This window comes from Acuticoccus kandeliae, assembly GCF_003073115.1.
Genome location: NZ_QBBV01000001.1, coordinates 204,946 through 230,637, shown reverse-complemented (window position 1 = coordinate 230,637; position 25,692 = coordinate 204,946). Strand labels below are relative to the sequence as shown.

Sequence of the window (25,692 nt, the reverse complement as noted above, 5' to 3'; positions counted from 1 at the left end):
AGGGCTGTGTTGCCACAAGATCACGGCCGTCGAGAGACTTTCCCGAGCGGGAGTGGCATCCATGCAAAAGCTGATCGTTGCGCTCTGTGTCGCGCTGTTCGTGGCGGGCCCCGCCTTCGCCACCCCGGCCGGTCGCGCGGCGTCGGTGAACGGGGAGGAACTCTCGCGGGCCTTCTTCAAGACGGTCTTCGGCCTCGAATATGGCGGCGGCCACACCGACGCCTACCGCGTGAAGCGCTATGTCGGGCAGGTCCGCTTCCACGTCGAGGACTTCTCCGGCCTCGGCAAGAAGAGCGTCGCGGAGGCCTTCCTCGCCTCCCTGCCGCTGCGCATCCGCCACCTGCGGGCGAGCGTGACGAGCGATCCGGACCGGGCCAATTTCCGCGTCCTCCTGGTGCGCCAGGCCGACTTCTCCACCATCGTCTCGCGGGAATTGAAGGCGGATTCGCTCGCCATGAACGCGCGCTGCCTCGTCGGCGTCAGCACCCACAATGGCCGCATCCAGCGCTCCACCGCGGTGATCGTCGCCGACGACGATTTCCTCTTCTCGCGCTGCCTCGTGGAGGAGGTGCTCCAGGGTCTCGGGCCGATGAACGACGACGACTCGCTGACCGAGAGCGTCTTCAACGACTCCTCCAAGCACGCGACCTTCACCGCCTTCGACGAGGCGCTGATGAACGTCCTCTACCATCCGGCGATCCGCCCCGGCATGTCCGGCACCGAGGCGCAGAAGGCCCTGCCGGCGGTCCTGCGCTCGCTCGGCTACTAGATTTTCCCGCGCTCACTGGAGCGCGTCGATCCATCCCGCCACGTTGCCATGACGGGATGAGATTCTCTCCGGCTCCTCTCAGCCCTCTCGCCGGATCCGCGCCACGATCGGCACATGGTCCGACGCCTTCTCCCAGCCCCGCGCCTCGGTCACGATCTCGGTGCTGACGCGTGCGGCAAGGTCCGGTGAGGCCCAGACATGGTCGAGCCGCCGACCGCGATTGTTCCCCGGCCAGACTTTGTTGCGGTAGCTCCACCAGGTGTAGATCTTCTCCGGCTCCGGCCGGTCGCGCCGCACGATGTCGACCCACCCCTGGGTCGACCGCACGCGCTCCAGCCGCTCCGTCTCCTCCGGCGTGTGGCTGATCACGCCGAGAAGCTGGCGATGCGACCACACATCATGCTCGTAGGGCGCGATGTTGAAGTCGCCGGTGAGGAGCGAGGGCTCGCCCACCGCCGCCGCGCCCCACGAGACCATCCCGTCCACGAAGGCGAGCTTGTCGCGGAACTTGTCGTTGATCGCGGGGTCCGGCTCGTCCCCGCCCGCGGGGATGTAGAGGGAGTGGAGGCGGATCGGCCCGCCGAAATCCACCACCGCCGAGACGTGGCGCGGCTGGTCGATGCCGCCGATCATATCCGCCTTGATGTCGAGCACCGGCACCTTCGACAGGATCGCGACCCCGTGATGCCCGTTCCGCCCGTTGAGGGCGATGTGCTTGAAGCCGCGCCGCACCATCGTCTTCGACGGGAATTGTCCGTCCGCGCAGCGCGTCTCCTGCAGGAGGACGACGTCCGGCTTCACCTTCTTCACGAGCTTGGCGAAGAGGTCGATGCGCGCGCGGATCGAGTTGATGTTCCACGTGACGACGACGAGCTCATTCTTCTGCGACGGCCGGTCCGGCTCGTCGGCGACGATCACGAGTTCGCTCATGCGCCCGTCCCGGCGATGGCGTCGGCGAAGGCGATCGTGCGCTCCGCCGCGTCCACGTGGAGGCGCTCGATGAGGCGCCCGTTCAGCGTCGCGACCGAGCGGCCCTCGGCCTCCGCCGCCGCGAGCGCGGCGATGATCGCCCGCGCCTCGGCGATCGCCGGCTCGTCCGGCGAGAAGACGCGGTTGACCGGCTCGATCTGGCCCGGATGGATCACCGTCTTGCCGGTCATCCCGAGCGCGCGGCCCGCCTTCGCCTCGGCGACGAGGGCGGCGGTGTCCTTCACGTCGTTGAAGACGCCGTCGGCGATGTCGAGCCGGGCGGCCTTCGCGGCGAGGACGGATTGCTGCAGCGCGTGGGAGAGCTCGGCCCGGCCGGGGCCGACGATCGCGCCGAGCTCGGCCGCGAGATCGTTGGTGCCGACGATCAGCACGGCGGGGCCGGTCGAGGCCGCGATCTTCGCGATGGATCCGGCGTGGAGGATCGAATCGGCCGTCTCCATCATCGGCCAGATCGTGGCGTCGGTCCGCTCGGCGAGGCGGGCGATGTCGGCGCTGTCGCGCACCTTCGGCAGCACAACGTGGCGGATGTCGAGGGCGCGGGCGAGCTCGATGTCGGCCGCGTGCCAGGGCGTATCGGGGCCGTTGATCCGCAGCGCGAATTCCTTGCCGAGATCGAGCGCGCCCGCGACCGCGTCGCGCGCGGCATCCTTGCGCTCGGGCGACACCGCATCCTCGAGATCGATGATGATGGCGTCGGCGGCGAGGTCGCGCGCCTTGGCGAGGGCGCGCGCATTGTCGGCGGGGACGTAGAGGATCGTGCGTCTCAGACGGGTCATGGCGCTCCGGCGCAACAAGTGACAAACAAGGCCTCCTGCTCCGCGAGGGGCGGGGGAGTCAACCGAAGGACGGAGAATGACGGTGAAGACTGTGGTCGCGATCTCCTCGCTCGTGATGCGGGGGGCGGTGGGCCTGCGCGCCATCGTCTTCGCACTGGAGCGACGGGGCCACCGCGTCTGGCCGGTGCCGACCATCACGCTCCCCTGGCATCCGGGCCTCGGCCCATCGACCCGGTCGGTCCCGGCCGAGATGCCGGCGCAGCTCGACGAGCTCGGCCGCTTCGCCGGTGAGGTGGACGCGGTGCTGACCGGCTATTTCGCGAACGCCGCCGAGGTCGAGGCCGCCGCCACCTTCATCGACCGGGTGAAGGCGGCGCGGCCGGACGCCCTCGTCCTCGTCGACCCCGTCTCCGGCGACGAGAACGGGCGCTACGTCCCCGCCCCCGTCGCCGATGCGATCCGCACCCTCCTATTGCCGCGCGCCGATATCGCGACGCCGAACGTCAACGAGCTCGCCGACCTCGGCACCGGCGCGACGATCGACGACCGGGCCCGCTCGCTCGGCGCGAAGCGCGTCGCCGTCACCTCCGCGATCGCCCATGACGGGCGGATCGGCTCGCTCCTTCTCGGCGCGGGCGGCCGCTGGCAGGTGGAGCACGCGGCCGTCACTCCCGCCCCGCGCGGCACGGGCGACTTCTTCAGCGCGATCCTCCTCGCCGCGATAATCGAGGGAGCGGCCGAGGAGGCCGCGCTCGCCGAGGCCGCGGCGGCGACGCTCGCCGTCATCCGCGCCTCGGACGGCGAGACGATGGCCCTCGCCGACGCGCAGGACGCGATCGTCGCCCCGCCGCTCGGGACGGTCGTCCTTTCCCCGGTATGAGCCGCGTCCTCGGCATCGACGGGTGCCGCGGCGGCTGGGCGGTGGTGGAGATCGAAGCCGAGCGCCCGCCCGACCCCGTCCTCACCTTCGAAACGCGGCTCGACGCACACATCGCCTCGGGCCGCACCATGGCGATCGACATGCCGATGGGCCTGCCGGACCGGATCGACGGTCCCGGCCGCGCGGCCGAGCAGGCCATCCGCCCGCTCCTCGGCCCGCGCCAGTCGTCGGTCTTCTCGATCCCCGCGCGCGCGGCCGTGATGGCGCCGACATGGGAGGAGGCGTGCGCGCTGGCGGCGGCGCATTCGGACCCGCCGCGCCGCGTGAGCCGCCAGGCCTTCCAGCTTTTCCCGTCGGTGCGCGCGCTCGACGCGCTTCTCACCCCGCAAAACCAGGCGCACGTCTTCGAGTGTCACGCGGAGGTCGCCTTCTGGCGTCTCAACGGCGAACGGGCGATGCCGACGGCGAAGCGGGTGAAGGGCGTTCCGGCGGTGGTCGGCCTTGCCGAGCGGATCGAGCTCCTGTGCCGCCACGGCTACGACCGCGCCTTCTTCGAGGCGGGCCGCATCCCCTTCGTGCCGCTGGTCGACATGGTGGACGCGGCGGCGATCGCCCTCATCGCGCGGCGATGCAAGGCGGGTCTCGCAGTGCCCTTCCCCGATCCGCCGGCGGTCGACGCGCGCGGCCTCAGGGTCGCGATCTGGGCCTGATCAGAAGGCGCTGATCGCGGCGAGGAGGCCGCTGCGGTCGCTGTTCGGGCCGAGCACCACGACCTCGGTGCCGATCTTCACCCGCTCATAGAGGTCCATGACGTCCTCGTTCAGCATCCGGATGCAGCCGGAGGAGACCGCGTAGCCGATGGACTCGTCCTGGTGCGTGCCGTGGATGCGGTAGAGCGTGGAGCCGAGATAGAGGGCGCGCGCGCCGAGCGGGTTCTCGGGGCCGCCCGGCATCCATTCCGGCAGCCACGGCTGGCGGTCGATCATCTCGGCGGGCGGGCGCCAGTCCGGCCACTCCGCCTTGCGGCTGACGCGCTCGACCCCGGACCAGGTGAAGCCCTCGCGGCCGACGCCGATCCCGTAGCGGATCGCCGTCCCGTTGCCGCGCACGAGATAGAGATAGCGCGACAGGGTGTCGACGATGACGGTCCCGGCGGGCTCGGCGGAGCGGAAGCTCACCTCGGCGCGGGCGAACTTCATCCGGTGCCGTTCGCGCATCTCCTCGCGCGAGGCCTGGTAGGTCACCCACTTCTTCTGCGAGGTGTCGAAGAATTTGTATTGCGGCCGCTCTTCCTGCGCCGCCGGCGCCTGTGGCGCGAAGGACGGCTGATAGGTGAAGGTCCGCCCGGTGCGCGGATCGGTGATCTGCACCCCGGCGCCGGACGCCTGCTCGGCGAGCGAGACGAAGGCCGCCATGGCGAGGATGGCGACGATGATGGGCTTGGCGAGCATGCGGGCCTCCTCCATGTGTTGACGAATCGTAACGCGACAGAGTTAGCGTTCCGTTAATCACTTGGAGACCGCCATGGCCGACCCGCTCGTCCCGCTGCCCCACAGTGCGCGCGGGCGCAAAGGCCCTCCCATCGTCCTGCTGCACGGCTTCGGCGGCGATCAGCTTGCCTGGACCGGCATCGCCGGGCCGCTCTCGCGCCTGCGCCGCACCATCACCTTCGACCTGCCGGGCCACGGCAAGGCGGTGTCATGGCCGGAGGTCGGCAAGGTCTCGGTCGCGACGAGGGCGCTGATCGCGAGCCTCGAGGCGATGGGGATCGAGCGGGCGACCTTCGTCGGCCATTCGATGGGCGGCGCGGTCGCGAGCCTCGTCGGGCTGAAGCGGCCGGATCTTGTGGAAAATCTGATCCTGCTCGCGCCCGGCGGCTTCGGGCCCGAGATCAACGGCCGGCTCCTGCGCCGCTATGCGGCGATGACCGAGCTCGGCGAGATCGCGGTGGTGATGGAGCAATTCTTCGCGCCGACCTCGCCGATCCCGCCGGTCCTCAACGGGCTCGTCGCCGAGCAGCGGTCGGACCCGGCGATCCAGGCCTCGTTCAAGGCGGTGGTGAACGAGATCGCAAAGGATGAGGGCCAGGGCACGCTGCCGCTCGACGCCCTCGCCGCCGCCCCCTTCCCGACGACACTCCTGTGGGGGACGGAGGACACGATCGTGCCGGTGAGCCAGGCGATCGCCGCGCCGGCCGCCATCGCCCGTCACATCATCCCGGCCTGCGGCCACATGGTTCACATGGAGGCGACGGACCTCGTGATGCGCGTGATCGGCCACGCGACGGCCGGCCGGCACGGGGACTGAGCCCCGGCCGGACGGTCAGGACGCGACCTGCGTCCCATTGCCCGCCGGCGCCTCGGCCGGCTTGTGGATCGCGGAGGGCGGCACGTCGACCGTTACCATCACGCCGCGCGCGCCGCCGCTGACGCCGAGCTCGGCGTTGAGGCCGGTGATCAGCGAGCGCACGATCCGCCCGCCGAGATTGCCGCCGTCCGGCCAGCGCGCCCCGGCGGCGAGCCCCACCCCGTCGTCCGAGACCTGCAGGCGGATGGTGCCGTCGGACAGTTCCATCAGGCGGACCTCGATGAGGCCCTCGATGCGCGTCGAGAAGGCGTGCTGGTAGGCGTTCGTCAGAAGCTCGGACACCACGAGGCCGACCTGCGCGGCCGTGTCGATCGGCGCGCGGACATTGGCGACGTCGAGATTGAGGCGGATGCTCTCGCGCCCGTCGAGATAGGCGATCGCCGAGGCGATGCGCGAGACATAGGCGCCGAGCGAGACGATGCGGTCCCCCGCCCGCGCCCTGCCGCCGACGGTCATCTCGTCATAGAGGAATTGCAGCGTCTCGATCCGGCGCGCGAGCGTCGTGTAGTTCTGCACCGAGTCGGCGTTGTCGACGCGCGCCTGCATCCGGATCATGCCGACCACCATGGACAGGTGGTTCTTCACCCGGTGATGGATCTCGCGCAACGCATCGTCGAGCTCGTCGGCCATGATCCCGGAGGCCGTGCGCGAGCCCGCCGCGCGCTGGAGGCCGACGAAATATTGCAGATTTCCGCTCTCGTCGTTCAATGGCGAGATGTGCACGCGGTTCAGGAACGGCGTCTGGTCCGCGCGATAATTCAGGATCTCGACCGTGAAATCGTGTTTCGCCGCGATTCCGGTGCGCATCGCCTCCACGGATTTCGGGTCGGTGTCCGGCCCCTGCAGAAAGCGGCAGTTGCGGCCGACTGTCACCTCGGCCGAATAGCCGGTCAAACGCGTGAAGGCCTGATTGACAAAGACTATGGGGTTGTCCTCGATGTTCGGGTTGGAGATCACGAGAGAGAACGGCACCCGTTCGAGTGCCAGTTGGTGCATGGTCCCGATCGTCTTCACTTCCCTTACCTCAGCCAGGCATCATCCTTCCGAGGCGCTCAGCCTCGGTCGCATGGGTTCATGCCCGCATGGGACGCATCGTCCCGCGCCGGGCGGTGTGCTGCCGGTCCCCGAACAAGGGTGGGGACGCGCGGAAATCGAGACCCGTGCCGCGCGTCCGCCACTCCCGCATCGAAGGAACTCGACATGGTCGTGACATCGAGGGCGAAAACGCATCAGCGAACGAATGGTTCATTGTCGTTGCGCGGCATTGGCCAAATGTTGCGGGCGGCGACGCTCGTCGCACTGTGTGTTTCGGTGCCCTTCCGCGCCGACGCGCAGATCCTCACCCAGGGCGAGCGCTTCGCTCCGGTCCACGCCGAAAAGCAGATGGTCGTCAGCCAGGAAGCGCAGGCGAGCGAGGTCGGCCTGACGATCCTGCGGGAGGGCGGAAATGCCGTCGACGCGGCCGTCGCCGTGGGGTTCGCGCTCGCCGTGACGCTGCCGCGCGCCGGCAATATCGGGGGCGGCGGCTTCATGGTCGTCCACATGGCGCAATCGGGCGAGAATGCTGCCATCGACTACCGCGAGATGGCCCCCGTCGCCGCCGATCGGGACATGTTCCTCGACGAGGCGGGCGAGGCGTCGTCCGAGAAGTCGCGCCGCTCCGGCCTCGCGGTCGGCGTGCCCGGCACCGTCGCGGGCCTCCTCCTCGCCCACGAGCGCTACGGCTCTGGCAAGCTCACGCGCACCGAGGTGATGGCCCCGGCGATCGCCCTCGCGCGCGACGGCTTCGTCGTCTCCCCCGAGCTCGCCGCGGAGCTGCGCATCGAGGACGTGCGCGTGCGCCTCGCCGAGGACGAGGAGGGCCGCGCGCTCTTCTATCCGAACGACGGCGAGCCGCCCGCGGCCGGTGACGTGCTGACCCTCCCGACCCTCGCCGCCACGCTGGAGGCGATCGCCGGGAACGGCCCCGCCGCCTTCTATGAGGGCGATGTCGCAAAGGCCATCGTCGACAGCGTGAACGGGCGCGGCGGGCGGATGTCGCTCGAGGATCTCGCCGCCTACGAGCCGATCGTGCGCGAGCCGGTGATGGGGACGTTCAAGGGCTATGAGGTCGTCTCGATGCCGCCGCCGAGCTCAGGCGGCGTGCACCTCGTTCAGATCCTCAACGTCCTGGAGCCGACCCATTTCGGCACGTTCGGCCTCAACAGCGCGGACATGATCCACGCCATGGCCGAGGCGGAGAAGTACGCCTATGCCGACCGCGCGGTCTATCTCGGCGATCCGGACTTCGTCCACGTGCCCGTCGAGGCGCTGATCTCGAAGGACTATGCCGCCGAGATCGCGGCGAAGATCGACCCGGTTAAGGCGACGCCCTCCTCCGAGATCGCCGCCAACCCGGCCAACCTCCCGGTCGAGAGCAACGAGACCACCCACTATTCGATCGTCGACGCGGAGGGGAACGCGGTCTCGAACACCTACACGCTGAACTTCTCGTTCGGCGTCGGGTTCGGCGCGAAGGGGGCGGGCTTCCTCCTCAACAACGAGCTCGACGATTTTTCGGCCAAGCCGGGCGTCCCGAACGCCTACGGGCTGATCGGGGGCGAGGCGAACGCGGTCGAACCGCGCAAGCGCCCGCTCTCCTCGATGACGCCGACGATCCTCCTGAAGGACGGCAAGGTCTCGCTCGTCACCGGCTCGCCGGGCGGCAGCCGGATCATCACGACCGTGCTCCAGGTGATCCTCAACGCGACCGTGCACGAGCGCAATATCGCGACCGCGACGGCCGCGCCGCGGGTTCACCATCAGTGGCAACCCGACTACATCCGGATCGAAGAGGGCATCTCGCACGACACGATCCGCCTCCTCGAGGAGAAGGGCTACGACGTGCGCATCCAGCCGGCCATGGGCGCCGCCCAGTCGATCCAGGTCGGACCGGACGGGACGCTCACGGGGGCGAGCGATCCGCGGCGGCCGGGCGGCCTCGCGATCGGCGACTGAAGGAGACGAGGCGTGCAGGATTTCAGGATGGGGCCGCCGCGCGGCGCGGCGCGGCGCTGATGCCCCGTCTCACGCACATCCTGCGCGGCCGCACGCCTGCGGCGCGCGCGCGGCGCCGGGCGCGCCAGGAGCGCTGGCGCCGCCCGATCGAGACGGCGCGCGACCGGCGCGACGCGTGGGCGAGCCTGATGTTCGCCGACCACGGCTTCCTGCGCCTCGCCTACCGCAACCGCCACCAGTTCACCGACGGGGTGTGGCGCTCCGCCCAGCCCTCGCCGGGGGACATCGCGTGGGCGAAGCGGGCGGGCGTGCGCACGGTCCTGTCGCTGCGCGGGGACGGGTTCGGCGGCGACCTTTTGGAGCGCGAGGCCTGCTCGCGCGAGGGGATCGCCTTCGTGCGCCTCGTCCTGCTGTCGCGCAGCGCGCCGCCGAAGGACACGCTGCGCGAGGCGATCGCCCTCCTGCCGACGCTCCAGACGCCGCTCCTGATGCACTGCAAGTCGGGGGCGGACCGGGCCGGGCTCGGCGCGGCGCTCTATCTCATCATCGTTGAAAAGCGGCCTATTGCGGAGGCGAAGCGCCAGCTCTCGCTGCGCTTCGGCCACATCGCCCACGCCAAGACCGGCATCCTCGACGCCTTCCTCGACGCCTATGAGGAGACCGGCGAGCGCGCCGGCATGCCCTTCGCCGAGTGGGTGGAGACCGTCTATGAGCCCGAATCTCTCGCCGCGCGCGTGAAGGCGAACCGCGCGGCGGACGCCTTCCTCGACGCGATCGAGCGGGAGTAGGCCGGCTCAGTCGTCCGCGAGCTGGAGGCGGTGGAAGCGGGCATAGAGGCCGCCGGCCTCCACGAGCTCGTGGTGCGTGCCCGTCTCCGCGACCCGCCCGTCATCGAGCACGATGATCTGGCTCGCCGCCCGCACCGTCGCGAGGCGGTGGGCGATGACGAGCGTCGTGCGGCCGGTCGACAGGCGCGCGAGGGCGGCCTTCACCAGCGCCTCAGATTCGGCGTCGAGCGCGCTCGTCGCCTCGTCGAGGAGGAGGATCGGCGCGTCCTTCAGGAAGGCGCGCGCGAGGGCGATGCGCTGGCGCTCGCCGCCGGAGAAGTTCGTCCCCCGCTCGCCGACCATCGCGCCGTAGCCCTGCGGGTGGCGCGTGATGAAGTCGTGCGCGCCGGCGTTCCTGGCGGCCTCCTCGATCTCGGCATCGCTCGCGTTCGGGCGGCCGAGGCGGATATTCTGGGCGACCGTGTCGTTGAAGAGCACGATCTCCTGCGAGACCACCGCGATCCGCTCGCGCAGGCTCTCGAGCGTCACGTTCGAGATGTCGGTGTCGCCGATCAGGATGCGCCCGCCGGTCGGGTCGTAGAGGCGCGGGATGAGGTTGAAGACCGTCGACTTGCCGGCCCCCGACCGGCCGACGAAGGCCGTCGTCTCCCCCGCCGCCGCCTCGAAGGAGACGTCGTGGAGCGCGGGCGCGTTGGCGCGGTAGCCGAAGGTGACGCCCTCGAAGCGCACGCGGTCCGCGCCGAAATGGGCGGGGCCCGCGCCGATCCGGTCCTCCACCGTCGCCGGGTTGTCGAGGACGCTATAGTAGCGGTTCAGCGCGGCGAGCCCCTCCTGCACGAGGGCGTTGAGATTGCCGAGCGCGCGGATCGGCTGCGAGGCGAGGAGCAGCGCGCCGAGGAAGCCCGAGAACTCGCCGACGGTGCGGCTGCCGTTCAGGATGCGCCAACCGATGACGAGGAGGATGATGGTGATCGCGAGGCCGCCGAGCGCCTCCAGCACCGGCTCCATCCGCCCCTTCTGCAGCGCCGCCTTGAGGCGCAGGACGCGCAGCCGCTCGAACACCATGTCGGCCCGCTCCTGGAGATAGCGCTCCAGGCGGTAGGTCTTCACGACGCGGGCGGCGCCGAACGTCTCGGAGGTGAGGCTCGCCATGTCGCCGGTCTGCTCCTGCGTCGAGTGGGAGACGCGGCGCAGGCGGCGACCGATCCGCGTGATCGGGATCAGCGCCAGCGGCAGGATCGCGAGGGCGATGAGGCAGAGCTGCCAGTCGAGATAGATCATCGTGGCGAAGAGGGCGACGATGGTGAGCCCGTCCCGGAAGAGGACCGAGACGACCCGCGTCAGCGCGAGTCGGACATAGAGGAGGTCCGTCGTGAAGCGCTGCGTCCAGGCCGCCGGCGTCTCCGAGCCGATCTGGGCGAGGTCGGAAGCGACGAGGTGGCGGTAGAGCGCGCGCTGCATGTCGGTCTCGACCTGGGTCACCACGCGCTGGGTGAGCGAGACCTGCGCGTAGAGCGAGATCGACTTGCCGGTGGCCGCGAAGAGGATCAGCCACGGCAGGGTCTGGATCGCCCACGGGCTCTTCTGGGCGAAGGAATCGAACGCCCAGTTGATGATGAGCGGATAAAGGCTCGTGGTGCCGGCGACCACCACGATCGCGGCGAGCGCGAGGGCGAGCCCGGTGCGGTGCTGGCGCAGATAGTCGGTCCAGAGCCGCCGCAGCAGCGGCAGCGCGTCTTCAGTCGCGACCGGGCGCGCGCCCGATGCGATGGGTTTGCCCGGGCGAACGGCGGTGGCCTCGGCTGGGGTGGCGCGCGTGTGTTGGTTCACGCGGCCTCGAGGCTCATGGCGATGCCCTGCCCGACGCCGATGCACATCGTGGCGAGGGCGCGCTTGCCGCGGCCGGCCGCAAGGTCCATCGCCGCGGTGCCGACGAGGCGCGCGCCGGACATGCCGAGCGGATGGCCGAGCGCGATGGCCCCGCCCTTGGCGTTGACGTGCGCGGCGTCGTCGGGAAGGCCGAGCATCCGAAGGACCGCGAGCGCCTGGCTCGCAAACGCCTCGTTCAGCTCGACGACATCGAAATCGCCGATCGTGCGCCCGGTCCGCTCCATCAGCTTCTGCGAGGCGGGGGCCGGGCCGATGCCCATGATGCGCGGCGGCACGCCTGCCGTCGCGCAGGAGACGACCTTGGCGAGCGGCGTCAGCCCGAACTTCTCCACCATCGCCTCGGAGGCGAGGAGGAGCGCGGCCGCGCCGTCATTCACGCCCGAGGCGTTGCCGGCGGTGACGGTGCCGTTCTCGCGGAAGGGGGTGGGGAGCTTGGCGAGCTTCTCGACCGTCGTGTCGCCACGCGGGTGCTCGTCGACATCGACGACGATCGGATCGGCCTTCCGGCGCGGGATCGTGACCGGGACAATCTCCTCAGCGAGCGTGCCCCTGGCCGCAACGGCGCGCTGCTGCGAGCGGACGGCGAACGCATCCTGGTCGGCGCGCGAGACCTGGAACTCCTCGGCGACATTCTCGCCGGTCTCCGGCATCGAATCGGTGCCGTGGAGCTTCTTCATCATCGGATGGACGAACCGCCAGCCGATCGTCGTGTCGTAGATCTCGGCGTTGCGGGAGAAGGCGCTGTCGGCCTTCGGCATCACGAAGGGGGCGCGCGACATCGATTCGACCCCGCCCGCGATGGCGAGCTCGGCGTCGCCCGCCTTGATCATGCGGGCTGCGATCGCGACCGCGTCCATCCCCGATCCACACAGCCTGTTGACGGTGGTGCCGGACACGTCGACCGGGAGGCCCGCGAGAAGCGTCGCCATGCGCGCCACGTTGCGATTGTCCTCGCCAGCCTGATTCGCGCAGCCGAAGATCACGTCGTCGACCTTGGAGAAATCGACGCCCGGATTGCGTTCCATCAGCGTTTTCAACGGCAAGGCCGCGAGATCGTCCGCGCGGACGGAGGACAGCGACCCGGCGAAGCGGCCAATGGGAGTCCTGATATAGTCGACGATATATGCAGTGGTCATGGCGCAGCCTTGTGTTCTGCGTGTCCTAGATCAGTTCGTGAGCCTGTGGAACCGGATTTCAGAGAATTTTGAAACGCCCCGGTTTCCGCCGAAGAATCACGCCAGGGTTGTGAAATATCTCCCCCCGCGCGGGTGGACAGCTTGAAGCCGGCCGAATGCGCTTGTAATCTTCGTGTCGCGTCTAAGCGAATGACGATCAACAGTCAGACCAAGGGGGGCGCCATGAACCGGTTGCGTGTGCTTCAAGTGCGTGGAGCCAGCATTGTGACCGTTACGGCAGCAATGGCGTTCGTACTCGCCATCTGCCTAGGCATGATCTGAGGGCGCGGTCACGAACATATCGGGTGCAAGACCCATCGCAAAAAGGGCCGTCGTGAGATCCGTCTTGCGGATGAGCCCATCGGCCGCAGCCGCCACCTTCGGCTTCGCCCTGTAGGCGAGGCCCAATCCGGCCGTCTCGAGCATCGGCAGGTCGTTCGCCCCGTCGCCGAGGGCGATCGCCTCGTCCGGGCCGATTCCCATCGCCTCGCATTCGCTGAGGAGCCGTTCACGCTTGGCGTCCGCGCCGAGGATCGGCTCGACGACGCGTCCCGTCAGCAGCCCGTCGGCCGCGATCAGCCGATTGGCGAACGCCGCGTCGATGCCGAGCCGCTCCGCCACCGGCACCGCGAACTGCATGAACCCGCCCGACACCAGAACCGTGCGCACATTGTGCGCGCGGCACGTCGCGATCAGCGTCGCCGCGCCCGGTGACGGGGTGATGACCCGCGCGAGGAGGTCCTCGATCGAGGCCTCCGGGATGCCGGCGAGAAGGCCCACGCGCTCGATCAGCGCGTCGGCGAAGTCGAGCTCGCCCCGCATCGCGCGCTCGGTGATCGCGGCGACGCGCGGCTTCAGGTGATGCACGGCCGCGAGCTCGTCGATGCACTCCTGCCCGATCATGGTGGAATCCATGTCGCTGATGAGGAGCTTCTTCGCCCGCCCGGCGCGCGGCTGGACGATGGCGTCGAACGGCGCATCCTCGACGAGCGACTTGACCGCGGCGCGGGTCGCGGCGAGGTCTCCATCCAGGAAGAGATCGGCGGCGCGGTCGCCGAGCCGCTCGGCATGGGGCGCGCCGAGCGCCTGCACGAGCGGTGCGACGGCGGCAGGATCGAGGATGAGGGGGGCGACGAGTGTGACGACGAGTTCCATGGCCGTCCTCATCGCTGGTCCGACGGCGTCGGGCAAGTCGAGATTGGCGATGGAGATCGCCCTAGCGCACAACGGTGTTGTCATCAACGCCGACGCGATGCAGGTCTATCGCGACCTCGCGATCGTCACAGCACGCCCCTCCGCGGCCGACATGGAGACGGTCCCGCACGCCCTCTTCGGCCACGTCGACGGGAGCATCGCCTTCTCGGTCGCCGCCTGGCTCGATGATGCCGCCGCCGCGATCGCCCGCGCGCGCGGCGAAGGCAAGCTGCCGATCCTCGTCGGCGGCACGGGGCTCTATCTCGCGGCCCTCACCGAGGGGCTTTCCGCGATCCCTCCCGTCCCCGAGGCCGTGCGCGCGCACTGGCGCGCCCGGCAGGCGGACGAGCCCGCCCCCGCCCTCCACGCCGAGCTCGCCCGCCGCGACCCGGACATGGCGGCGCGCCTGCGGCCGAGCGATCCGCAGCGCATCGTGCGCGCGCTCGAGGTGATCGACGCGACCGGCCGCTCGCTCGCCCAATGGCAGGGCGAGCGCACCGCCCCGCACCTGCCGCTGGGGCCGGGCACGGTCGGCCTCGTCCTCACCCCGGAGCGCGCGCTACTGCGCCGCCGCATCGCCGAGCGTTTCGACCTCATGATGGAAGAAGGCGCCGGCGACGAGGTGGCCGCGCTAGCCGCGCGCGATCTCGACCCGAGCCTTCCCATCATGAAGGCGATCGGCGTCCCGCCCCTCCTCGCGCTCTCGCGCGGCGAGATCGACGAGGCGGCCGCCGTCGCGCGCGCCGTGACCGACAGCCGGCAGTACGCCAAGCGCCAGGACACGTGGTTCCGCCACCGCTTCGCCGACTGGTCGCGCCACGCGAGCGCGGATTCGGCCGCCGCCCACCTCGCCGCGCGCTGGGCCGAGGCCGGCCGGGCCGGATAGATTTTTGACCGGGCGCGGCGAATGCCCGTTGCGCCGGGCCCCCAAAGGTGTTAGCTCCCCCCTTGACGAAGAATTGGGACCGACATGGCCAATCTCATTATCGTAGTAGCGGAGCGTGCCACCAGAGTCTGAGATCGGACTCGGGAACGGTGGTGCGCGGAACGAAGGCCCTTCTGGGGCCTTTTTTGTTGCCCGCTCGTCTGACCCGAGCGGGTCCGATGGGAAAAGCCGCTTTTGAAAAGGCGGATCGGGAGACGAAAATGGACAAGCGCAACAACAGCCGCATGAGCGGTGCGCAGATGATCCTCGAGGCGCTGAAGGATCACGGCGTCGACACGATCTTTGGCTATCCGGGCGGCGCCGTACTTCCCATTTACGACGAGATCTTCCAGCAGACCGAAGTCACGCACGTCCTCGTGCGGCACGAGCAGGGCGCCGGCCACATGGCCGAGGGCTATGCCCGCTCGACCGGCCGCCCCGGCGTCATCCTCGTGACCTCCGGCCCCGGCGCCACCAACGTCGTGACCGCGCTGACCGACGCGATGATGGATTCGATCCCGCTCGTCTGCATCACCGGCCAGGTGCCGACCCATCTCATCGGGTCCGACGCCTTCCAGGAGTGCGACACGGTCGGCATCACGCGCCCCTGCACCAAGCACAACTACCTGGTGAAGAGCGTCGACGACCTGCCGCGCATCCTGTTCGAGGCCTTCTATGTCGCGACGAGCGGCCGCCCCGGCCCCGTCGTCATCGACGTGCCGAAGGACGTCCAGATCGCGACCGGCCTCTACAACCCGAACCACAACGCACGGCACAAGACCTACCAGCCGCAGATCCGTCCCGAGATGGAAGGGATCCGCCACGCTGTCGCGCTGATGAAGGCCGCCTCGCGCCCGATCTTCTACACCGGCGGCGGCCTCATCAATTCGGGCCCGGCCGCGAGCCATCTCCTGCGCGAGCTCGCCGACCTCACCGGCTTCCCCGTCACCTCGACGCTGATGGGCCTCGGCGCCATGCCCGCCTCGCACCCGAACTGGCTCGGGATGCTCGGCATGCACGGCACCTACGAGTCCAATCTCGCCATGCACGGGTGCGACCTGATGGTCTGCATCGGCGCGCGCTTCGACGACCGGATCACCGGCCGCCTGGACGCGTTCTCGCCCGGCTCGCGCAAGATCCACATCGACATCGACCCGTCCTCGATCAACAAGAACGTGAAGGTGGACCTGCCGATCATCGGCGACGCCGCGCACGCGCTTGAGGACATGGTCCGCGTCTGGGCCGAGAGCGGCCCGCACGACAAGTCGCGCCTCAAGGGCTGGTGGAACGACATCAACTCCTGGCGCGGCCGCCGTTCGCTCTCCTACAAGACGCGGCCGGACGTGATCATGCCGCAGGAATCGGTCGAGCGTCTGTGCGAGCTGACGAAGCACCGCGACACGTACGTGACGACCGATGTCGGCCAGCACCAGATGTGGGCCGCGCAATTCTTCGGCTTCGAGAAGCCGAACCGCTGGATGACCTCCGGCGGCCTCGGCACCATGGGGTATGGCCTGCCCGCCGCGATCGGCGTGCAGATGGCGCACCCCGATGCGCTGGTCCTGTGCGTCGCGGGCGACGCCTCGATCCAGATGAACATCCAGGAGCTCGGCACCGCGGTGCAGTACGAGCTGCCGGTGAAGGTGTTCATCATGAACAACCAGCACATGGGCATGGTGCGCCAGTGGCAGCAGCTCAACCACGGCAACCGCATCTCGCACTCCTACTCGGAGGCGCTGCCGGACTTCGTGAAGCTCGCCGACGCGTTCGGCGCGAAGGGCTTCGCGGTCAACAAGCCGTCCGAGCTCGATGACGCGATCACCCGCATGATCGAGACACCGGGCCCTGTGCTCCTCGACTGCCGCGTCGCGAACCTTGCGAACTGCTTCCCGATGATCCCGTCGGGCCGCGCCCACAACGAGATCATCCTCTCGACCGAGGACGACATCCACGCCGAGGTCGTCGAGGAAGCCCTCGAGGGGACCGGCAGCGCGCTCGTCTGAGCGATGAGCCTCGGCTGGCTGCGCGCGGGCGACGGGGAGATCACCCTGTCGCTCCGCGTGACGCCGAAAGCGAGCGCCGACCGCGTGGAAGGCACCCACATCAGCGACGACGGGGTCGAGCGCCTCGCCGTCAAAGTCCGTGCGGTGCCTGACAAAGGGGCGGCCAACAAGGCGGTCGAAGCGCTTCTCGCCAAGGCGCTCGGCCTCAGAAAAAGCGACGTTTCGGTGACCGCCGGAACCACGTCGCGCCTCAAAACCGTGCGCGTCGTGGGCGATCCGGACGACATCGCAAGCCGCGCAAGACAGCTGGTGGAACACCCATGACCCAACCGATCGGCATCGCCCCCGCGCCTCCCGCCGAGACGATCCGCGAGACCCACACGCTCACCGTCCTCGTCGACAACGAGCCCGGTGTCCTCGCCCGCGTGATCGGCCTCTTCTCCGGCCGCGGCTACAACATCGACTCGCTCACCGTCTCGGAGACGGAGCACGAGCGGGGCCTGTCGCGCATCACGATCGTGACCACCGGCACCTCGATGGTGATCGAGCAGATCAAGCACCAGCTCGCCCGGCTCGTGCCGGTCCATCGCGTGTCCGACCTCACCGCCGACCGGCGCGACGCCGTCGAGCGGGAGCTGGCGCTCGTGAAGGTGTCGGGTCGCGGCGAGCAGCGCGTCGAGGCCCTCCGCCTCGCGCACGCCTTCGACGCGCGCACCATCGACGCGACGCTCACCTCGTTCATCTTCGAGATCACCGGCAACACGACCGACATCGAGCGCTTCGTGGCGCTGATGGCCTCGGTCGGCCTCGTGGAGGTGTCGCGCACCGGGATCGCGGCGATCTCGCGCGGGGCGGACCCGACCTGACCGCCTGCCGGGCGCACCCGTTTCGAAACGCCCCGGCGCGCGCGCCGGGGCGTTTTTCGTTCAGCTCGCGAGCTCGGGGAGGTCGCGGAAGAGGGCCAGCGCCTCCGGGTTGGCGAGCGCCTCCTGGTTCTTCACCTCGCGCCCGTGGACGACATCGCGCACCGCAAGCTCGGTGATCTTGCCCGACTTGGTGCGCGGGATGTCCGCCACCGCGACGATCTTCGCCGGCACGTGGCGCGGGGAGGCGCCGGTGCGCACCTGCTTCTTGATCTTCGCGATGAGTTCGTCGGTCAGCGTGGCGCCCTCGCCGAGGCGCACGAAGAGGACGACGCGGACGTCGTCGTCGAAAGTCTGGCCGATCGCCAGCGCCTCGACCACCTCGGGGATCTGCTCCACCTGGGCGTAGATCTCCGCCGTCCCGATGCGCACGCCGCCCGGATTGAGCGTCGCGTCCGAGCGGCCGTGGATGATGATCCCGCCATGCTCGGTCCACTCGGCGAAGTCGCCGTGGCACCAGACATTGTCGAACCGCTCGAAATAGGCGGCGCGGTACTTGGCGCCCTCGGGGTCGTTCCAGAACATCACCGGCATCGACGGAAAGGGCCGCCGGCAGACCAGCTCGCCCTTGCCGGCGGGCATGTGGTTGCCCTCGTCGTCCGCGACGTCGACCGCCATGCCGAGGCCCGGCCCCTGGATCTCGCCGGCATAGACGGGCTTCGTCGGCACGCCGAGCACGAAGCAGCTCACGATGTCGGTCCCGCCGGAGATCGAGGCGAGGTGGAGGTCGGACTTGATCGCCTCATAGACCCAGCGGAAGCTCTCGGCCGCGAGCGGCGAGCCGGTGGAGGCCATCGTGCGCAACGCCGAAAGGTCGTGCGTGTCGCGCGGGCGGGCCTCCTCCTTGCGCAGGGCGTCGATATATTTCGCGCTCGTGCCGAAGAAGGTGACCTTCTCGTCCTGCGCATAATCCCACAGCACGCGGTGGCTTGGGGCGAAGGGCGAGCCGTCATAGAGGATCAGCGTCGCCCCGCTCGCGAGCGCGGTGACGAGCCAGTTCCACATCATCCAGCCGCAGGTCGTGAAGTAGAACACGCGATCGCCGGGTTTGATGCCCGAGTGATAGACGTGCTCCTTGACGTGCTGGATGAGGACGCCGCCCACCGAGTGGACGATGCACTTCGGCACGCCCGTGGTGCCGGACGAGAAGAGGATGAAGGCCGGCTCGTTGAAGCCGACGCGGGTGTAGGTCGGCTCGGTCTCCTCGCGCGCCATCACCGCGTCGAAGGTGGTCGCGTTGGGAATGTCCTCGGCAAGCTCGCGGGCGCGCAGATCGTCGAGATAGGGCACGATCAGCACGGCGGCGGGCCGCAGCGTGCCGGCGACGGAGGCGACCTTCTCCGACACGTCGATCGGCTTGCCCGAATACCAGTAGCCGTCGCAGGCGACGAACACCGTCGGCTCGATCTGGCCGAACCGGTCGAGCACGCCGCGCTCGCCGAAATCGGGGGAGCAGGACGAGAAGATCGCGCCGATCGCCTGCGTCGCCATGCACACGACGATGGTCTGCGGCAGGTTCGGCAGCATCGCGGCGACGCGGTCGCCCTGCCCCACCCCGGCCTCCATGAGGAAGGCCTGGACCTTCGCCACCTCCGCCCGCAGCTCGGCGCGGGTGAGGTGCATCTCGACCTTGTCCTCGCCGCGGAAGACGATCGCCTCGGCCTCGCCATCCCCGCGCAGGCAGTTCTCGGCGTAGTTTATCCGGGCGTCCGGGAAGAAGCGGCCCCCGGGCATCTTGTCGCCGTCGACGAGGCGGCGCGCGCCCTTCTCGCCGATCAGCGCCGCTTCGTCCCACACGGCATCCCAGAACGCGCCAGGGTCCTCGATCGACCAGGCGTGCAGCGCGTCATATCCCTCGATCGCCTGCCCGGTGCGGGCGGAAACCGTGGACGCCAGCGCCGTGATCGCGGTCTCTTCGACGTCGTGCGGCTGCCAAAGCGGTTTATCCGACATAGTGCCTTCTCCTCCCGAAGCGCGGCGCCGGGCCGGCCGTTGTCCCACGCCCGCCATGGATTGCGCCCCCACACATTCCTATATCGGCTTCGACGGAGGTGTGAATGAGCCAATTGGAACGTCGGAGTAGTGTGATGGAGCGTGTCTTGGGGGGATCGCCGCTCGGCGTGCTGATCCGTCTGGTGGTGACGTCCTTTATCGTGGGCGTCATTCTGACCGCCCTCAACATCGACCCGCAGGACATCGTCCACTGGGTCGAGGAGCGGTTCCGGTATCTGTCGACCCTCGGGTTCGACACGGTCGAGAACCTGATCCAGATCCTGATCCTGGGCGCGGTGATCGTCGTCCCGGTCTGGCTCGTCCTGCGCGTCCTGCGCATCATGTCGCGCTGAGGCCGCTTCAGGCGCGGCCCTCCTCGACGAGGCGCCGCACCGTCGCGCACGTGCTTTCCCGCCAGTCGGGCAGCACGATCCCGTACTCCCGCGCGAGCTTGCCGCAATCGAGCCGCGAGTTCGCCGGGCGCGCGGCCGGCGTCGGATAGTCGGCGGTGGTGATCGCCTCCACCGCCGGGCTGTAGGGCGAGGCCGCGAAGATCGCCTCGGCGAAATCGTGCCAGGTCGCCTCGCCGCTCCCGGCGAGGTGCAGGATCTCTGTCCGGTTCGGCCACTGGTCCCGCATCCTGGCAAGCCGCAGGACGGCGTCGGCGATGTCGATCGCCGATGTCGGGCAGCCGCGCTGGTCGGCGACGACCCGCAACTGGTCCCGCTCCGCGCCGACGCGCAGCATCGTGCGCAGGAAATTCTTGCCGAACGGCGCGTAGACCCAGGCCGTGCGCAGGATCAGCGCCTTCGCCCCCACCTCAAGGATCCCCGCCTCGCCGAGCGCCTTCGTGCGGCCATAGACGCTCGTCGGGTTGATCTCGTCGTCCTCGCGATAGGGCCGGTCGAGCGTCCCGTCGAAGACATAATCGGTGGAGAGGTGGATGAAGGGGATGTCGGCGCGGGCGCACAGCTCCGCGAGCGCGCTCGGCCCGTCGGTGTTCGCGGCGTACGCCGCCGGCTCGTCGCTCTCGGCCGCATCCACAGCGGTGTAGGCGGAGGCGTTGACGACCACCTCAGGCGCGTGCGCCGCAAAGGCCGCGGCGAGCGTCTCGGGCCGGGTGACGTCCACCTGCGGCCGACCGACCGCCAGGACGCAGGTGTTTGCGAAACGCGCCCTCTCCTGGAGCGCGGTCGCCACCTGCCCGCTCCGTCCGATCACAAGAATAGTCATGAGTGGTGCCGCACACTCCCTACGGCGTCGGTGAGGGCCCGACGCCCGTTTTCGCGCTGTTCGCCGATGATGACGTGCGCCGCGTCGCGTGGGAACCCCAAGGTGACCAGCGTCTCCTCGCCCATCTGGAGCGAGGCCTCGAACGCTTCAAGCACGACCTCGTTGGCCCCAAGGCCGTAGAGCTCGCGCGCGTTCGCGCGGTCGCGGGCGCGCGCGACGACCGGCGTCGACACGTTGTGGACCCGCAGCGTGCGGATCACGGCCGCGTTCGCCGCCGGATTGTCCATGGTGAGAACGATGGCCCGCGCGAGATGGGCGCGCGAATTGTGGAGGACGTCCGGCCGCCGCATATCGCCGAAATAGACCGGCTGCCCGTGCGCGCGGGATCGCGCCACCGTGTGGGCGTTGAGGTCGAGCGCGATGAACGGCACGTGCCGTTGCTCTAGAAGCTCGCCGATCGACTGGCCGATGCGGCCGTACCCCGCGATGATGACGTGCCCCTCCATCTCCGCCGAGGTGAGCGACATCGCCGGCGCCGGGGCGTGTGTGTGGAGCGTCACCCAGCGCGACAGGCGCTGGATCGGCGTCGCGAGCGCCCCCGTCAGCGCCATGGTGACGCCCGCCGCGACGACGAGGACGCGCGCGACGTCCGGCGGCACGACCCCGGTCGCTGCCGCGAGGGAGAGGCCGACGAGCGAGAACTCACCGATCTGGGCGAGCATCAGCCCGCTTTCCAACGCCACCGCGAGCGACTGTCGGGTGATGAGGCACAGGATGATGATCGACAGCGCCTTGATGGCGATGACGCCGCCGACGACGGCCGCGAGCGTCAGCGGCTGCTGGATGAGGACGCGCGGGTCGATCGTCATGCCGACGGCAAGGAAGAAGAGGCCGAGGAGGAGGCCCTTGAACGGCGCGATCTCCGCCTCGAGCTGGTGGCTGAACTCGGTGTCGGCGAAGACGAGCCCGGCGAGGAAGGCGCCGAGCGCCATCGACAGGCCGACCATCGAGGTCGCCGCCGCCGTGCCGATGATGACGAGGAGCGCGGCGGCCGTGAACATGTCGCGGTCCTGCCGCGCGCCGACGAAGCGGAAGAGCGGGCCGATCACGCGCCGCCCCGCGAAGAGGATCGTCGCGATGATGCCGGCCGCGAGCAGCGTGCTCATGACGAGGCTCTGCCAGAGCGAGCCATCCGCCGCGGTCGGCTCCAGCGACTCGATGACGAGGATCACCGGCACGACGGCGATGTCCTGCATCAGGAGGATCGAGAACATCACCTGGCCGGACGCGGACGCGAGCCGCCCCGCCCCGACGAGGAGCTGGACGACGATAGCGGTCGAGGAGAGGGCGAGCGAGGCGCCGATCGCGATGGACGCCTCGGTCGAGAGCCCGGCGAGGATGCCCGCCCCCGCGAGCGCAGCCGCGGTGACGACGACCTGCGCGAGGCCGAGCCCGAAGACGAGCCGGCGCATTGCCCAAAGGCGCGGCCCCGACAGCTCGATCCCGATGACGAAGAGCAGGAAGACGACGCCGAGCTCGGCGATCTTCGCGACGCCCTCGGGGTCGGAGATCGTCATCATCTCGATCGGGAAGCCGAACGCGTTGTCGGCGAGCGTGATGACCCCGAACGGGCCGACGACGACGCCCGCGACGAGATATCCGAGGATGGAATTGAGGCCGAAGCGCTGGAGGATCGGGACGACGACCCCGGCCGACACCAAGAAGATCAACGCTTCCTTCAAATAGGGAAGCGAGTGGGAGGCCTCATGCTCCATCACACTCTCTCATTGTCGCTATGGGGTTTTTCTTAGCGTCTGAAATCCAAACCGTCGATTAAGTGCCTCAAATTTGGAACGGCGTTGCGCGCGGCGGGTTCGCGCACCTGTGGCCTCATCGACACGGCCGGGCGGCGAACACGCGCTTTCAGGCCCCGCGCGCTTTCGCTCCCTTTCCAACTCGTCTAATCCCGCGTCCACTTCGACTGTCGCAATGCGTCAAAGGCGGAGATGTGTGGTTGATCTGACCCAGTCGCCTGAGCGCCGCCGCCACGTACCCCGCGCCGTGCTGCAGCTGCGTCCGGCCTTTTACATCTCAAGCTTCTTCGGCTTGATTCTCTCGGTGGCCATGGTCGTGCCCGCTCTCGTGGACGCGGCCGACGGTGAACCGACCTGGTCCGTGTTCGCGGTGTCCGCGGCGGGCGTCTTCTGCGTGTCGCTGCTCGGCGTCGTGGCGCTGCGCGACCCCGTGCCGATCTTCACCCCCCGCTTCGGCTTTCTGCTGACGACGATGCTGTGGATCGTGGCGGGCTTCGTGACCGCGATCCCATTCTGGCTCTCCCCGCTCAACATGTCGGTCGGCGGCGGGTTCTTCGAGGCGATGAGCGGCATCACGACGACCGGCGCGACCGTGCTGTCCGAGCTCGACGCGATGCCCCGCTCGTTCCTGCTGTGGCGCGCGATGCTGCAATGGCTCGGCGGCATCGGCATCATCGCGATCGGCCTCTTCCTGTTCCCGTTCCTGCGCATCGGCGGGATGCAGGTCTTCCGCAACGAGAACTCGGACCGCTCGGACAAGGCGCTGCCGCGCCTCGTGTCGGTGACGCGGGCGCTCTGCTTCATCTACCTCTTCATCTCGGTCGCCTGCGCGATCGCCTATGCCGCGCTCGGCATGAGCTTCTTCGACGCGATCTGCCACGCGATGTCGACCGTCTCGACCGGCGGCTTCTCCACCCACGACCGCTCGTTCGGCTTCTTCGAGGACCGGCGCATCCTGTGGGCGGCGGTCGTGTTCATGTGCCTCGGCGCGCTGCCGTTCGTCGCCTATGTCGACCTCGCGGTGCGCGGCCGCTTCACGATCTGGCGGGACTGGCAGGTCCGCACCTTCATGTGCGGCATCACCTTCTTCTCGATCGTCCTCGCCTTCTGGCTCGCCCACAACCGCAATATCGGCTTCCAGGAGGCTCTGACCCAGTCGGCCTTCAACGTCGTCTCGGTCGTCACCACCACCGGCTTCGCCTCCGACGACTATGCCGTCTGGGGCCCGTTCGCCTGGGGCGCCTTCTTCATCCTGACCTTTATCGGCGGCTGCTCGGGGTCCACCACCGGCGGCATCAAGGTCTACCGCTTCATCATCGTCTTCCAGGCGCTGCGGCGCGCCTTCACGAAGCTCGTCTATCCGAACGCGGTGCAGCCGCTCCGCTTCGGCGACAAAATGATCGAGCAGGACGTCTACGACTCAGTCGTCATCTACTTCATCGCCTTCTTCCTCGTGTACGGGCTCACGATCCTGATGCTGTCCCTGGCGGGTCAGGATTTCATCACCGCGTTGACGGGCACGCAGACTGCGCTCACAAACGTCGGACCGGGGCTCGGCGAAACGATCGGCCCCGCGGGAAATTTCGCCCCGCTCGGTGAATTCGAGCTCTGGCTTCTGTCCTTTCTCATGCTACTGGGGCGGCTCGAAATCATGACGGTGCTGATCCTGTTCACGCCGGTGTTCTGGAGGGATTGATGGACAAGCCAGATTGGGGCCTCGCAACGCGCCTCGTGCACGGCGGGACCATGCGCTCTTCATTCGGCGAGACCTCCGAGGCCATGTTCCTGACCCAGGGGTTCGTCTACGCGACTGCCGAGGAGGCGATGGCCCGCTTCGCCGGCGAGTCGGAAGGGTTCGTGTACTCGCGCTACGGCAACCCGACGGTTGCGATGTTCGAGACGCGCATGGCCGAGATGGAAGGCGCCGAGGCGGCGCGCGCGACCGCGAGCGGCATGGCCGCGGTGACCGCCGCGCTCGTGGCCGCGGTGAAGGCGGGTGACCATGTCGTCGCCGCGAGCGCCCTCTTCGGCGGCTGCCGCTATGTGGTGGAGACGTATCTGCCCCGCTTCGGCGTCGAGGCGACGCTGGTCGACGGGACGGATCTCGACGCGTGGGCCGCGGCCGTGCGGCCGAACACGCGCGTCTTCTTCATGGAATCGCCGACCAACCCGACCCTCGCCCTCGTCGACATCGAGGCCGTCGCGAAGATCCGCGACGCGAAGGCCCCGGATGCGCTCGTCGTCGTCGACAACGTGTTCGCGACCGGCCTCTGGCAGCATCCGCTGAAGCTCGGCGCCGACCTCGTGATCTACTCGGCGACCAAGCACATCGACGGGCAGGGCCGCTGCCTCGGCGGCGTGATCCTCGGCAAGGAAGCCTGGATTAAGGACAATCTCGACATCATCCTGCGCCAGACCGGCCCTGCCCTGTCGCCCTTCAATGCGTGGGTGATGCTGAAGGCGCTCGAGACACTGCCGCTGCGCATCCGCACGCAGACCGAGTCCGCCGCCGCCATCGCCGACGCGCTCGCTGGGCACGAGGCGGTGGAGCGCGTGCTCTATCCGGGGCGTGACGATCATCCGCAGGCCGCGATCGCGCGCAAGCAGATGGAACAGGGCGGCACGCTGATCGCCTTCACGGTGCGCGGCGGCCGCGATGCGGCCTTCCAGGTCTGCAACGCGCTGCGCCTCGTGAAGATCTCCAACAATCTTGGCGACGCGAAGAGCCTGATCACGCATCCGGCGACGACGACGCACAAGAATCTGGAGCCCGCGGCGCGCGAGTCGGTCGGCATCAGCGACGGTCTCCTGCGCCTCTCAGTCGGGCTCGAGGACGCGACCGACCTCATCGCCGACCTCACCCAGGCGCTCGACCGCGTCGCGGCCGGCACCGAGCGGACCCTGCGCACCGCCTGACGTCCCTCTCCGCCGGCTCCGCATGCGCGGGGCCGGCGTCCCTCCCCGCCTCCTGCCCCG

General features: G+C 69.2%; 23 protein-coding genes. 13 read left to right on the top strand and 10 right to left on the bottom strand.

Annotated features, from left to right (window positions below):
- Positions 1-61 precede the first annotated feature (61 nt).
- Entirely contained in the window at positions 62-769 is a 708-nt protein-coding gene (locus tag DBV35_RS01020) for a DUF2927 domain-containing protein (protein ID WP_108658404.1), read from the top strand.
- Between the two features lie 78 nt (positions 770-847).
- On the opposite strand, the gene DBV35_RS01015 is transcribed toward DBV35_RS01020, so the two are convergent.
- Together DBV35_RS01015 and DBV35_RS01010 are read right to left on the bottom strand one after the other, a co-directional pair.
- Positions 848-1,699: an exodeoxyribonuclease III gene (locus tag DBV35_RS01015; RefSeq protein WP_108658403.1), complete on the bottom strand. Its 852-nt coding sequence runs from the start codon at positions 1,697-1,699 to the stop codon at positions 848-850.
- A complete protein-coding gene (locus DBV35_RS01010) occupies positions 1,696-2,535 on the bottom strand; it encodes an HpcH/HpaI aldolase/citrate lyase family protein (RefSeq protein WP_108658402.1) in 840 nt (279 codons plus the stop codon). Before DBV35_RS01010 ends, DBV35_RS01015 begins: the two co-directional genes overlap by 4 nt.
- Before the next feature lie 76 nt (positions 2,536-2,611).
- Here DBV35_RS01010 and DBV35_RS01005 point away from each other — a divergent pair, with 76 nt between their 5' ends.
- Both DBV35_RS01005 and DBV35_RS01000 read left to right on the top strand, forming a co-directional pair.
- Positions 2,612-3,415 (top strand): bifunctional hydroxymethylpyrimidine kinase/phosphomethylpyrimidine kinase, encoded by an 804-nt coding sequence (locus DBV35_RS01005; RefSeq protein WP_108658401.1) that lies wholly within the window; start codon positions 2,612-2,614, stop codon positions 3,413-3,415.
- Positions 3,412-4,125, top strand: a complete 714-nt coding sequence (locus DBV35_RS01000; protein ID WP_108658400.1) for a DUF429 domain-containing protein — start codon at positions 3,412-3,414, stop codon at positions 4,123-4,125. Before DBV35_RS01005 ends, DBV35_RS01000 begins: the two co-directional genes overlap by 4 nt.
- Here the strand turns inward: DBV35_RS01000 and DBV35_RS00995 are convergent, their stop codons facing one another.
- Complete coding sequence (locus DBV35_RS00995) at positions 4,126-4,866, bottom strand: L,D-transpeptidase (protein ID WP_245943800.1); 741 nt, start codon at positions 4,864-4,866, stop codon at positions 4,126-4,128.
- 73 nt (positions 4,867-4,939) lie between these two features.
- Here DBV35_RS00995 and DBV35_RS00990 point away from each other — a divergent pair, with 73 nt between their 5' ends.
- A complete protein-coding gene (locus DBV35_RS00990; protein ID WP_108658399.1) occupies positions 4,940-5,722 on the top strand; it encodes an alpha/beta fold hydrolase in 783 nt (260 codons plus the stop codon).
- 15 nt (positions 5,723-5,737) lie between these two features.
- Here DBV35_RS00990 and DBV35_RS00985 read toward each other — a convergent pair whose 3' ends face one another.
- Entirely contained in the window at positions 5,738-6,778 is a 1,041-nt protein-coding gene (locus DBV35_RS00985) for a PAS domain-containing protein (RefSeq protein WP_108660480.1), read from the bottom strand.
- A 276-nt stretch (positions 6,779-7,054) separates the two neighbouring features.
- Between DBV35_RS00985 and ggt the strand changes: the two genes are divergently transcribed.
- Positions 7,055-8,779, top strand: a complete 1,725-nt coding sequence (gene ggt / locus DBV35_RS00980; RefSeq protein ID WP_205648409.1) for a gamma-glutamyltransferase — start codon at positions 7,055-7,057, stop codon at positions 8,777-8,779.
- A gap of 59 nt (positions 8,780-8,838) precedes the next feature.
- Positions 8,839-9,567 (top strand): fused DSP-PTPase phosphatase/NAD kinase-like protein, encoded by a 729-nt coding sequence (locus DBV35_RS00975; RefSeq protein ID WP_108658397.1) that lies wholly within the window; start codon positions 8,839-8,841, stop codon positions 9,565-9,567.
- 6 nt (positions 9,568-9,573) lie between these two features.
- Here the strand turns inward: DBV35_RS00975 and DBV35_RS00970 are convergent, their stop codons facing one another.
- From DBV35_RS00970 to serB, 3 genes are all read right to left on the bottom strand, one after another.
- A complete protein-coding gene (locus DBV35_RS00970) occupies positions 9,574-11,337 on the bottom strand; it encodes an ABC transporter ATP-binding protein (RefSeq protein WP_108660479.1) in 1,764 nt (587 codons plus the stop codon).
- 56 nt (positions 11,338-11,393) lie between these two features.
- Entirely contained in the window at positions 11,394-12,593 is a 1,200-nt protein-coding gene (pcaF, locus tag DBV35_RS00965) for a 3-oxoadipyl-CoA thiolase (RefSeq protein ID WP_108658396.1), read from the bottom strand.
- Positions 12,594-12,899: 306 nt separating this feature from the next.
- Positions 12,900-13,787, bottom strand: coding sequence for a phosphoserine phosphatase SerB (gene serB, locus DBV35_RS00960; protein ID WP_108658395.1), 888 nt, complete (start codon positions 13,785-13,787; stop codon positions 12,900-12,902).
- Between the two features lie 49 nt (positions 13,788-13,836).
- Between serB and miaA the strand changes: the two genes are divergently transcribed.
- The 4 genes from miaA to ilvN all read left to right on the top strand — a co-directional run bounded on the left by miaA (position 13,837) and on the right by ilvN (position 17,620).
- Positions 13,837-14,712, top strand: coding sequence for a tRNA (adenosine(37)-N6)-dimethylallyltransferase MiaA (gene miaA, locus DBV35_RS00955; protein ID WP_245943799.1), 876 nt, complete (start codon positions 13,837-13,839; stop codon positions 14,710-14,712).
- A gap of 260 nt (positions 14,713-14,972) precedes the next feature.
- The gene (locus tag DBV35_RS00950; protein ID WP_108658393.1) at positions 14,973-16,754 is read left to right on the top strand and encodes an acetolactate synthase 3 large subunit; all 1,782 of its coding nucleotides are present in this window, start codon (positions 14,973-14,975) and stop codon (positions 16,752-16,754) included.
- Positions 16,755-16,757: 3 nt separating this feature from the next.
- Positions 16,758-17,078, top strand: a complete 321-nt coding sequence (locus DBV35_RS00945) for a DUF167 family protein (protein WP_108658392.1) — start codon at positions 16,758-16,760, stop codon at positions 17,076-17,078.
- Positions 17,075-17,620, top strand: coding sequence for an acetolactate synthase small subunit (gene ilvN, locus DBV35_RS00940; protein WP_108658391.1), 546 nt, complete (start codon positions 17,075-17,077; stop codon positions 17,618-17,620). The genes DBV35_RS00945 and ilvN overlap by 4 nt, the downstream gene beginning before the upstream one ends.
- A gap of 60 nt (positions 17,621-17,680) precedes the next feature.
- Here ilvN and DBV35_RS00935 read toward each other — a convergent pair whose 3' ends face one another.
- Entirely contained in the window at positions 17,681-19,630 is a 1,950-nt protein-coding gene (locus DBV35_RS00935; protein ID WP_108658390.1) for an acetoacetate--CoA ligase, read from the bottom strand.
- Positions 19,631-19,764: 134 nt separating this feature from the next.
- Between DBV35_RS00935 and DBV35_RS00930 the strand changes: the two genes are divergently transcribed.
- On the top strand, positions 19,765-20,022 hold the full coding sequence (locus DBV35_RS00930; RefSeq protein WP_245943798.1) for a DUF6460 domain-containing protein: 258 nt from the start codon (positions 19,765-19,767) through the stop codon (positions 20,020-20,022).
- 7 nt (positions 20,023-20,029) lie between these two features.
- Here the strand turns inward: DBV35_RS00930 and rfbD are convergent, their stop codons facing one another.
- Complete coding sequence (rfbD, locus tag DBV35_RS00925) at positions 20,030-20,902, bottom strand: dTDP-4-dehydrorhamnose reductase (protein ID WP_108658388.1); 873 nt, start codon at positions 20,900-20,902, stop codon at positions 20,030-20,032.
- The gene (locus DBV35_RS00920) at positions 20,899-22,677 is read right to left on the bottom strand and encodes a cation:proton antiporter domain-containing protein (protein WP_108658387.1); all 1,779 of its coding nucleotides are present in this window, start codon (positions 22,675-22,677) and stop codon (positions 20,899-20,901) included. The genes rfbD and DBV35_RS00920 overlap by 4 nt, the downstream gene beginning before the upstream one ends.
- Positions 22,678-23,026: 349 nt before the next feature.
- On the opposite strand from DBV35_RS00920, the gene DBV35_RS00915 reads away from it, so the two are divergent.
- Both DBV35_RS00915 and metZ read left to right on the top strand, forming a co-directional pair.
- Complete coding sequence (locus DBV35_RS00915) at positions 23,027-24,412, top strand: TrkH family potassium uptake protein (protein WP_245943797.1); 1,386 nt, start codon at positions 23,027-23,029, stop codon at positions 24,410-24,412.
- The gene (gene metZ, locus DBV35_RS00910; protein ID WP_108658385.1) at positions 24,412-25,632 is read left to right on the top strand and encodes an O-succinylhomoserine sulfhydrylase; all 1,221 of its coding nucleotides are present in this window, start codon (positions 24,412-24,414) and stop codon (positions 25,630-25,632) included. The genes DBV35_RS00915 and metZ overlap by 1 nt, the downstream gene beginning before the upstream one ends.
- Positions 25,633-25,692: the final 60 nt, after the last annotated feature.

What these genes read in the sequence shown, in the direction of transcription:
- DBV35_RS01020 (WP_108658404.1), top strand. Translation starts at nt 62, where the DNA reads ATGCAAAAGCTGATCGTTGCGCTCTGTGTCGCGCTGTTCGTGGCGGGC.
- DBV35_RS01015 (WP_108658403.1), bottom strand. Translation starts at nt 1,699, where the DNA reads ATGAGCGAACTCGTGATCGTCGCCGACGAGCCGGACCGGCCGTCGCAG.
- DBV35_RS01010 (WP_108658402.1), bottom strand. Translation starts at nt 2,535, where the DNA reads ATGACCCGTCTGAGACGCACGATCCTCTACGTCCCCGCCGACAATGCG.
- DBV35_RS01005 (WP_108658401.1), top strand. Translation starts at nt 2,612, where the DNA reads ATGACGGTGAAGACTGTGGTCGCGATCTCCTCGCTCGTGATGCGGGGG.
- DBV35_RS01000 (WP_108658400.1), top strand. Translation starts at nt 3,412, where the DNA reads ATGAGCCGCGTCCTCGGCATCGACGGGTGCCGCGGCGGCTGGGCGGTG.
- DBV35_RS00995 (WP_245943800.1), bottom strand. Translation starts at nt 4,866, where the DNA reads ATGCTCGCCAAGCCCATCATCGTCGCCATCCTCGCCATGGCGGCCTTC.
- DBV35_RS00990 (WP_108658399.1), top strand. Translation starts at nt 4,940, where the DNA reads ATGGCCGACCCGCTCGTCCCGCTGCCCCACAGTGCGCGCGGGCGCAAA.
- DBV35_RS00985 (WP_108660480.1), bottom strand. Translation starts at nt 6,778, where the DNA reads ATGCACCAACTGGCACTCGAACGGGTGCCGTTCTCTCTCGTGATCTCC.
- ggt (WP_205648409.1), top strand. Translation starts at nt 7,055, where the DNA reads ATGTTGCGGGCGGCGACGCTCGTCGCACTGTGTGTTTCGGTGCCCTTC.
- DBV35_RS00975 (WP_108658397.1), top strand. Translation starts at nt 8,839, where the DNA reads ATGCCCCGTCTCACGCACATCCTGCGCGGCCGCACGCCTGCGGCGCGC.
- pcaF (WP_108658396.1), bottom strand. Translation starts at nt 12,593, where the DNA reads ATGACCACTGCATATATCGTCGACTATATCAGGACTCCCATTGGCCGC.
- serB (WP_108658395.1), bottom strand. Translation starts at nt 13,787, where the DNA reads ATGGAACTCGTCGTCACACTCGTCGCCCCCCTCATCCTCGATCCTGCC.
- miaA (WP_245943799.1), top strand. Translation starts at nt 13,837, where the DNA reads ATGGAGATCGCCCTAGCGCACAACGGTGTTGTCATCAACGCCGACGCG.
- DBV35_RS00950 (WP_108658393.1), top strand. Translation starts at nt 14,973, where the DNA reads ATGGACAAGCGCAACAACAGCCGCATGAGCGGTGCGCAGATGATCCTC.
- DBV35_RS00945 (WP_108658392.1), top strand. Translation starts at nt 16,758, where the DNA reads ATGAGCCTCGGCTGGCTGCGCGCGGGCGACGGGGAGATCACCCTGTCG.
- ilvN (WP_108658391.1), top strand. Translation starts at nt 17,075, where the DNA reads ATGACCCAACCGATCGGCATCGCCCCCGCGCCTCCCGCCGAGACGATC.
- DBV35_RS00935 (WP_108658390.1), bottom strand. Translation starts at nt 19,630, where the DNA reads ATGTCGGATAAACCGCTTTGGCAGCCGCACGACGTCGAAGAGACCGCG.
- DBV35_RS00930 (WP_245943798.1), top strand. Translation starts at nt 19,765, where the DNA reads ATGGAGCGTGTCTTGGGGGGATCGCCGCTCGGCGTGCTGATCCGTCTG.
- rfbD (WP_108658388.1), bottom strand. Translation starts at nt 20,902, where the DNA reads ATGACTATTCTTGTGATCGGACGGAGCGGGCAGGTGGCGACCGCGCTC.
- DBV35_RS00920 (WP_108658387.1), bottom strand. Translation starts at nt 22,677, where the DNA reads ATGGAGCATGAGGCCTCCCACTCGCTTCCCTATTTGAAGGAAGCGTTG.
- DBV35_RS00915 (WP_245943797.1), top strand. Translation starts at nt 23,027, where the DNA reads ATGGTCGTGCCCGCTCTCGTGGACGCGGCCGACGGTGAACCGACCTGG.
- metZ (WP_108658385.1), top strand. Translation starts at nt 24,412, where the DNA reads ATGGACAAGCCAGATTGGGGCCTCGCAACGCGCCTCGTGCACGGCGGG.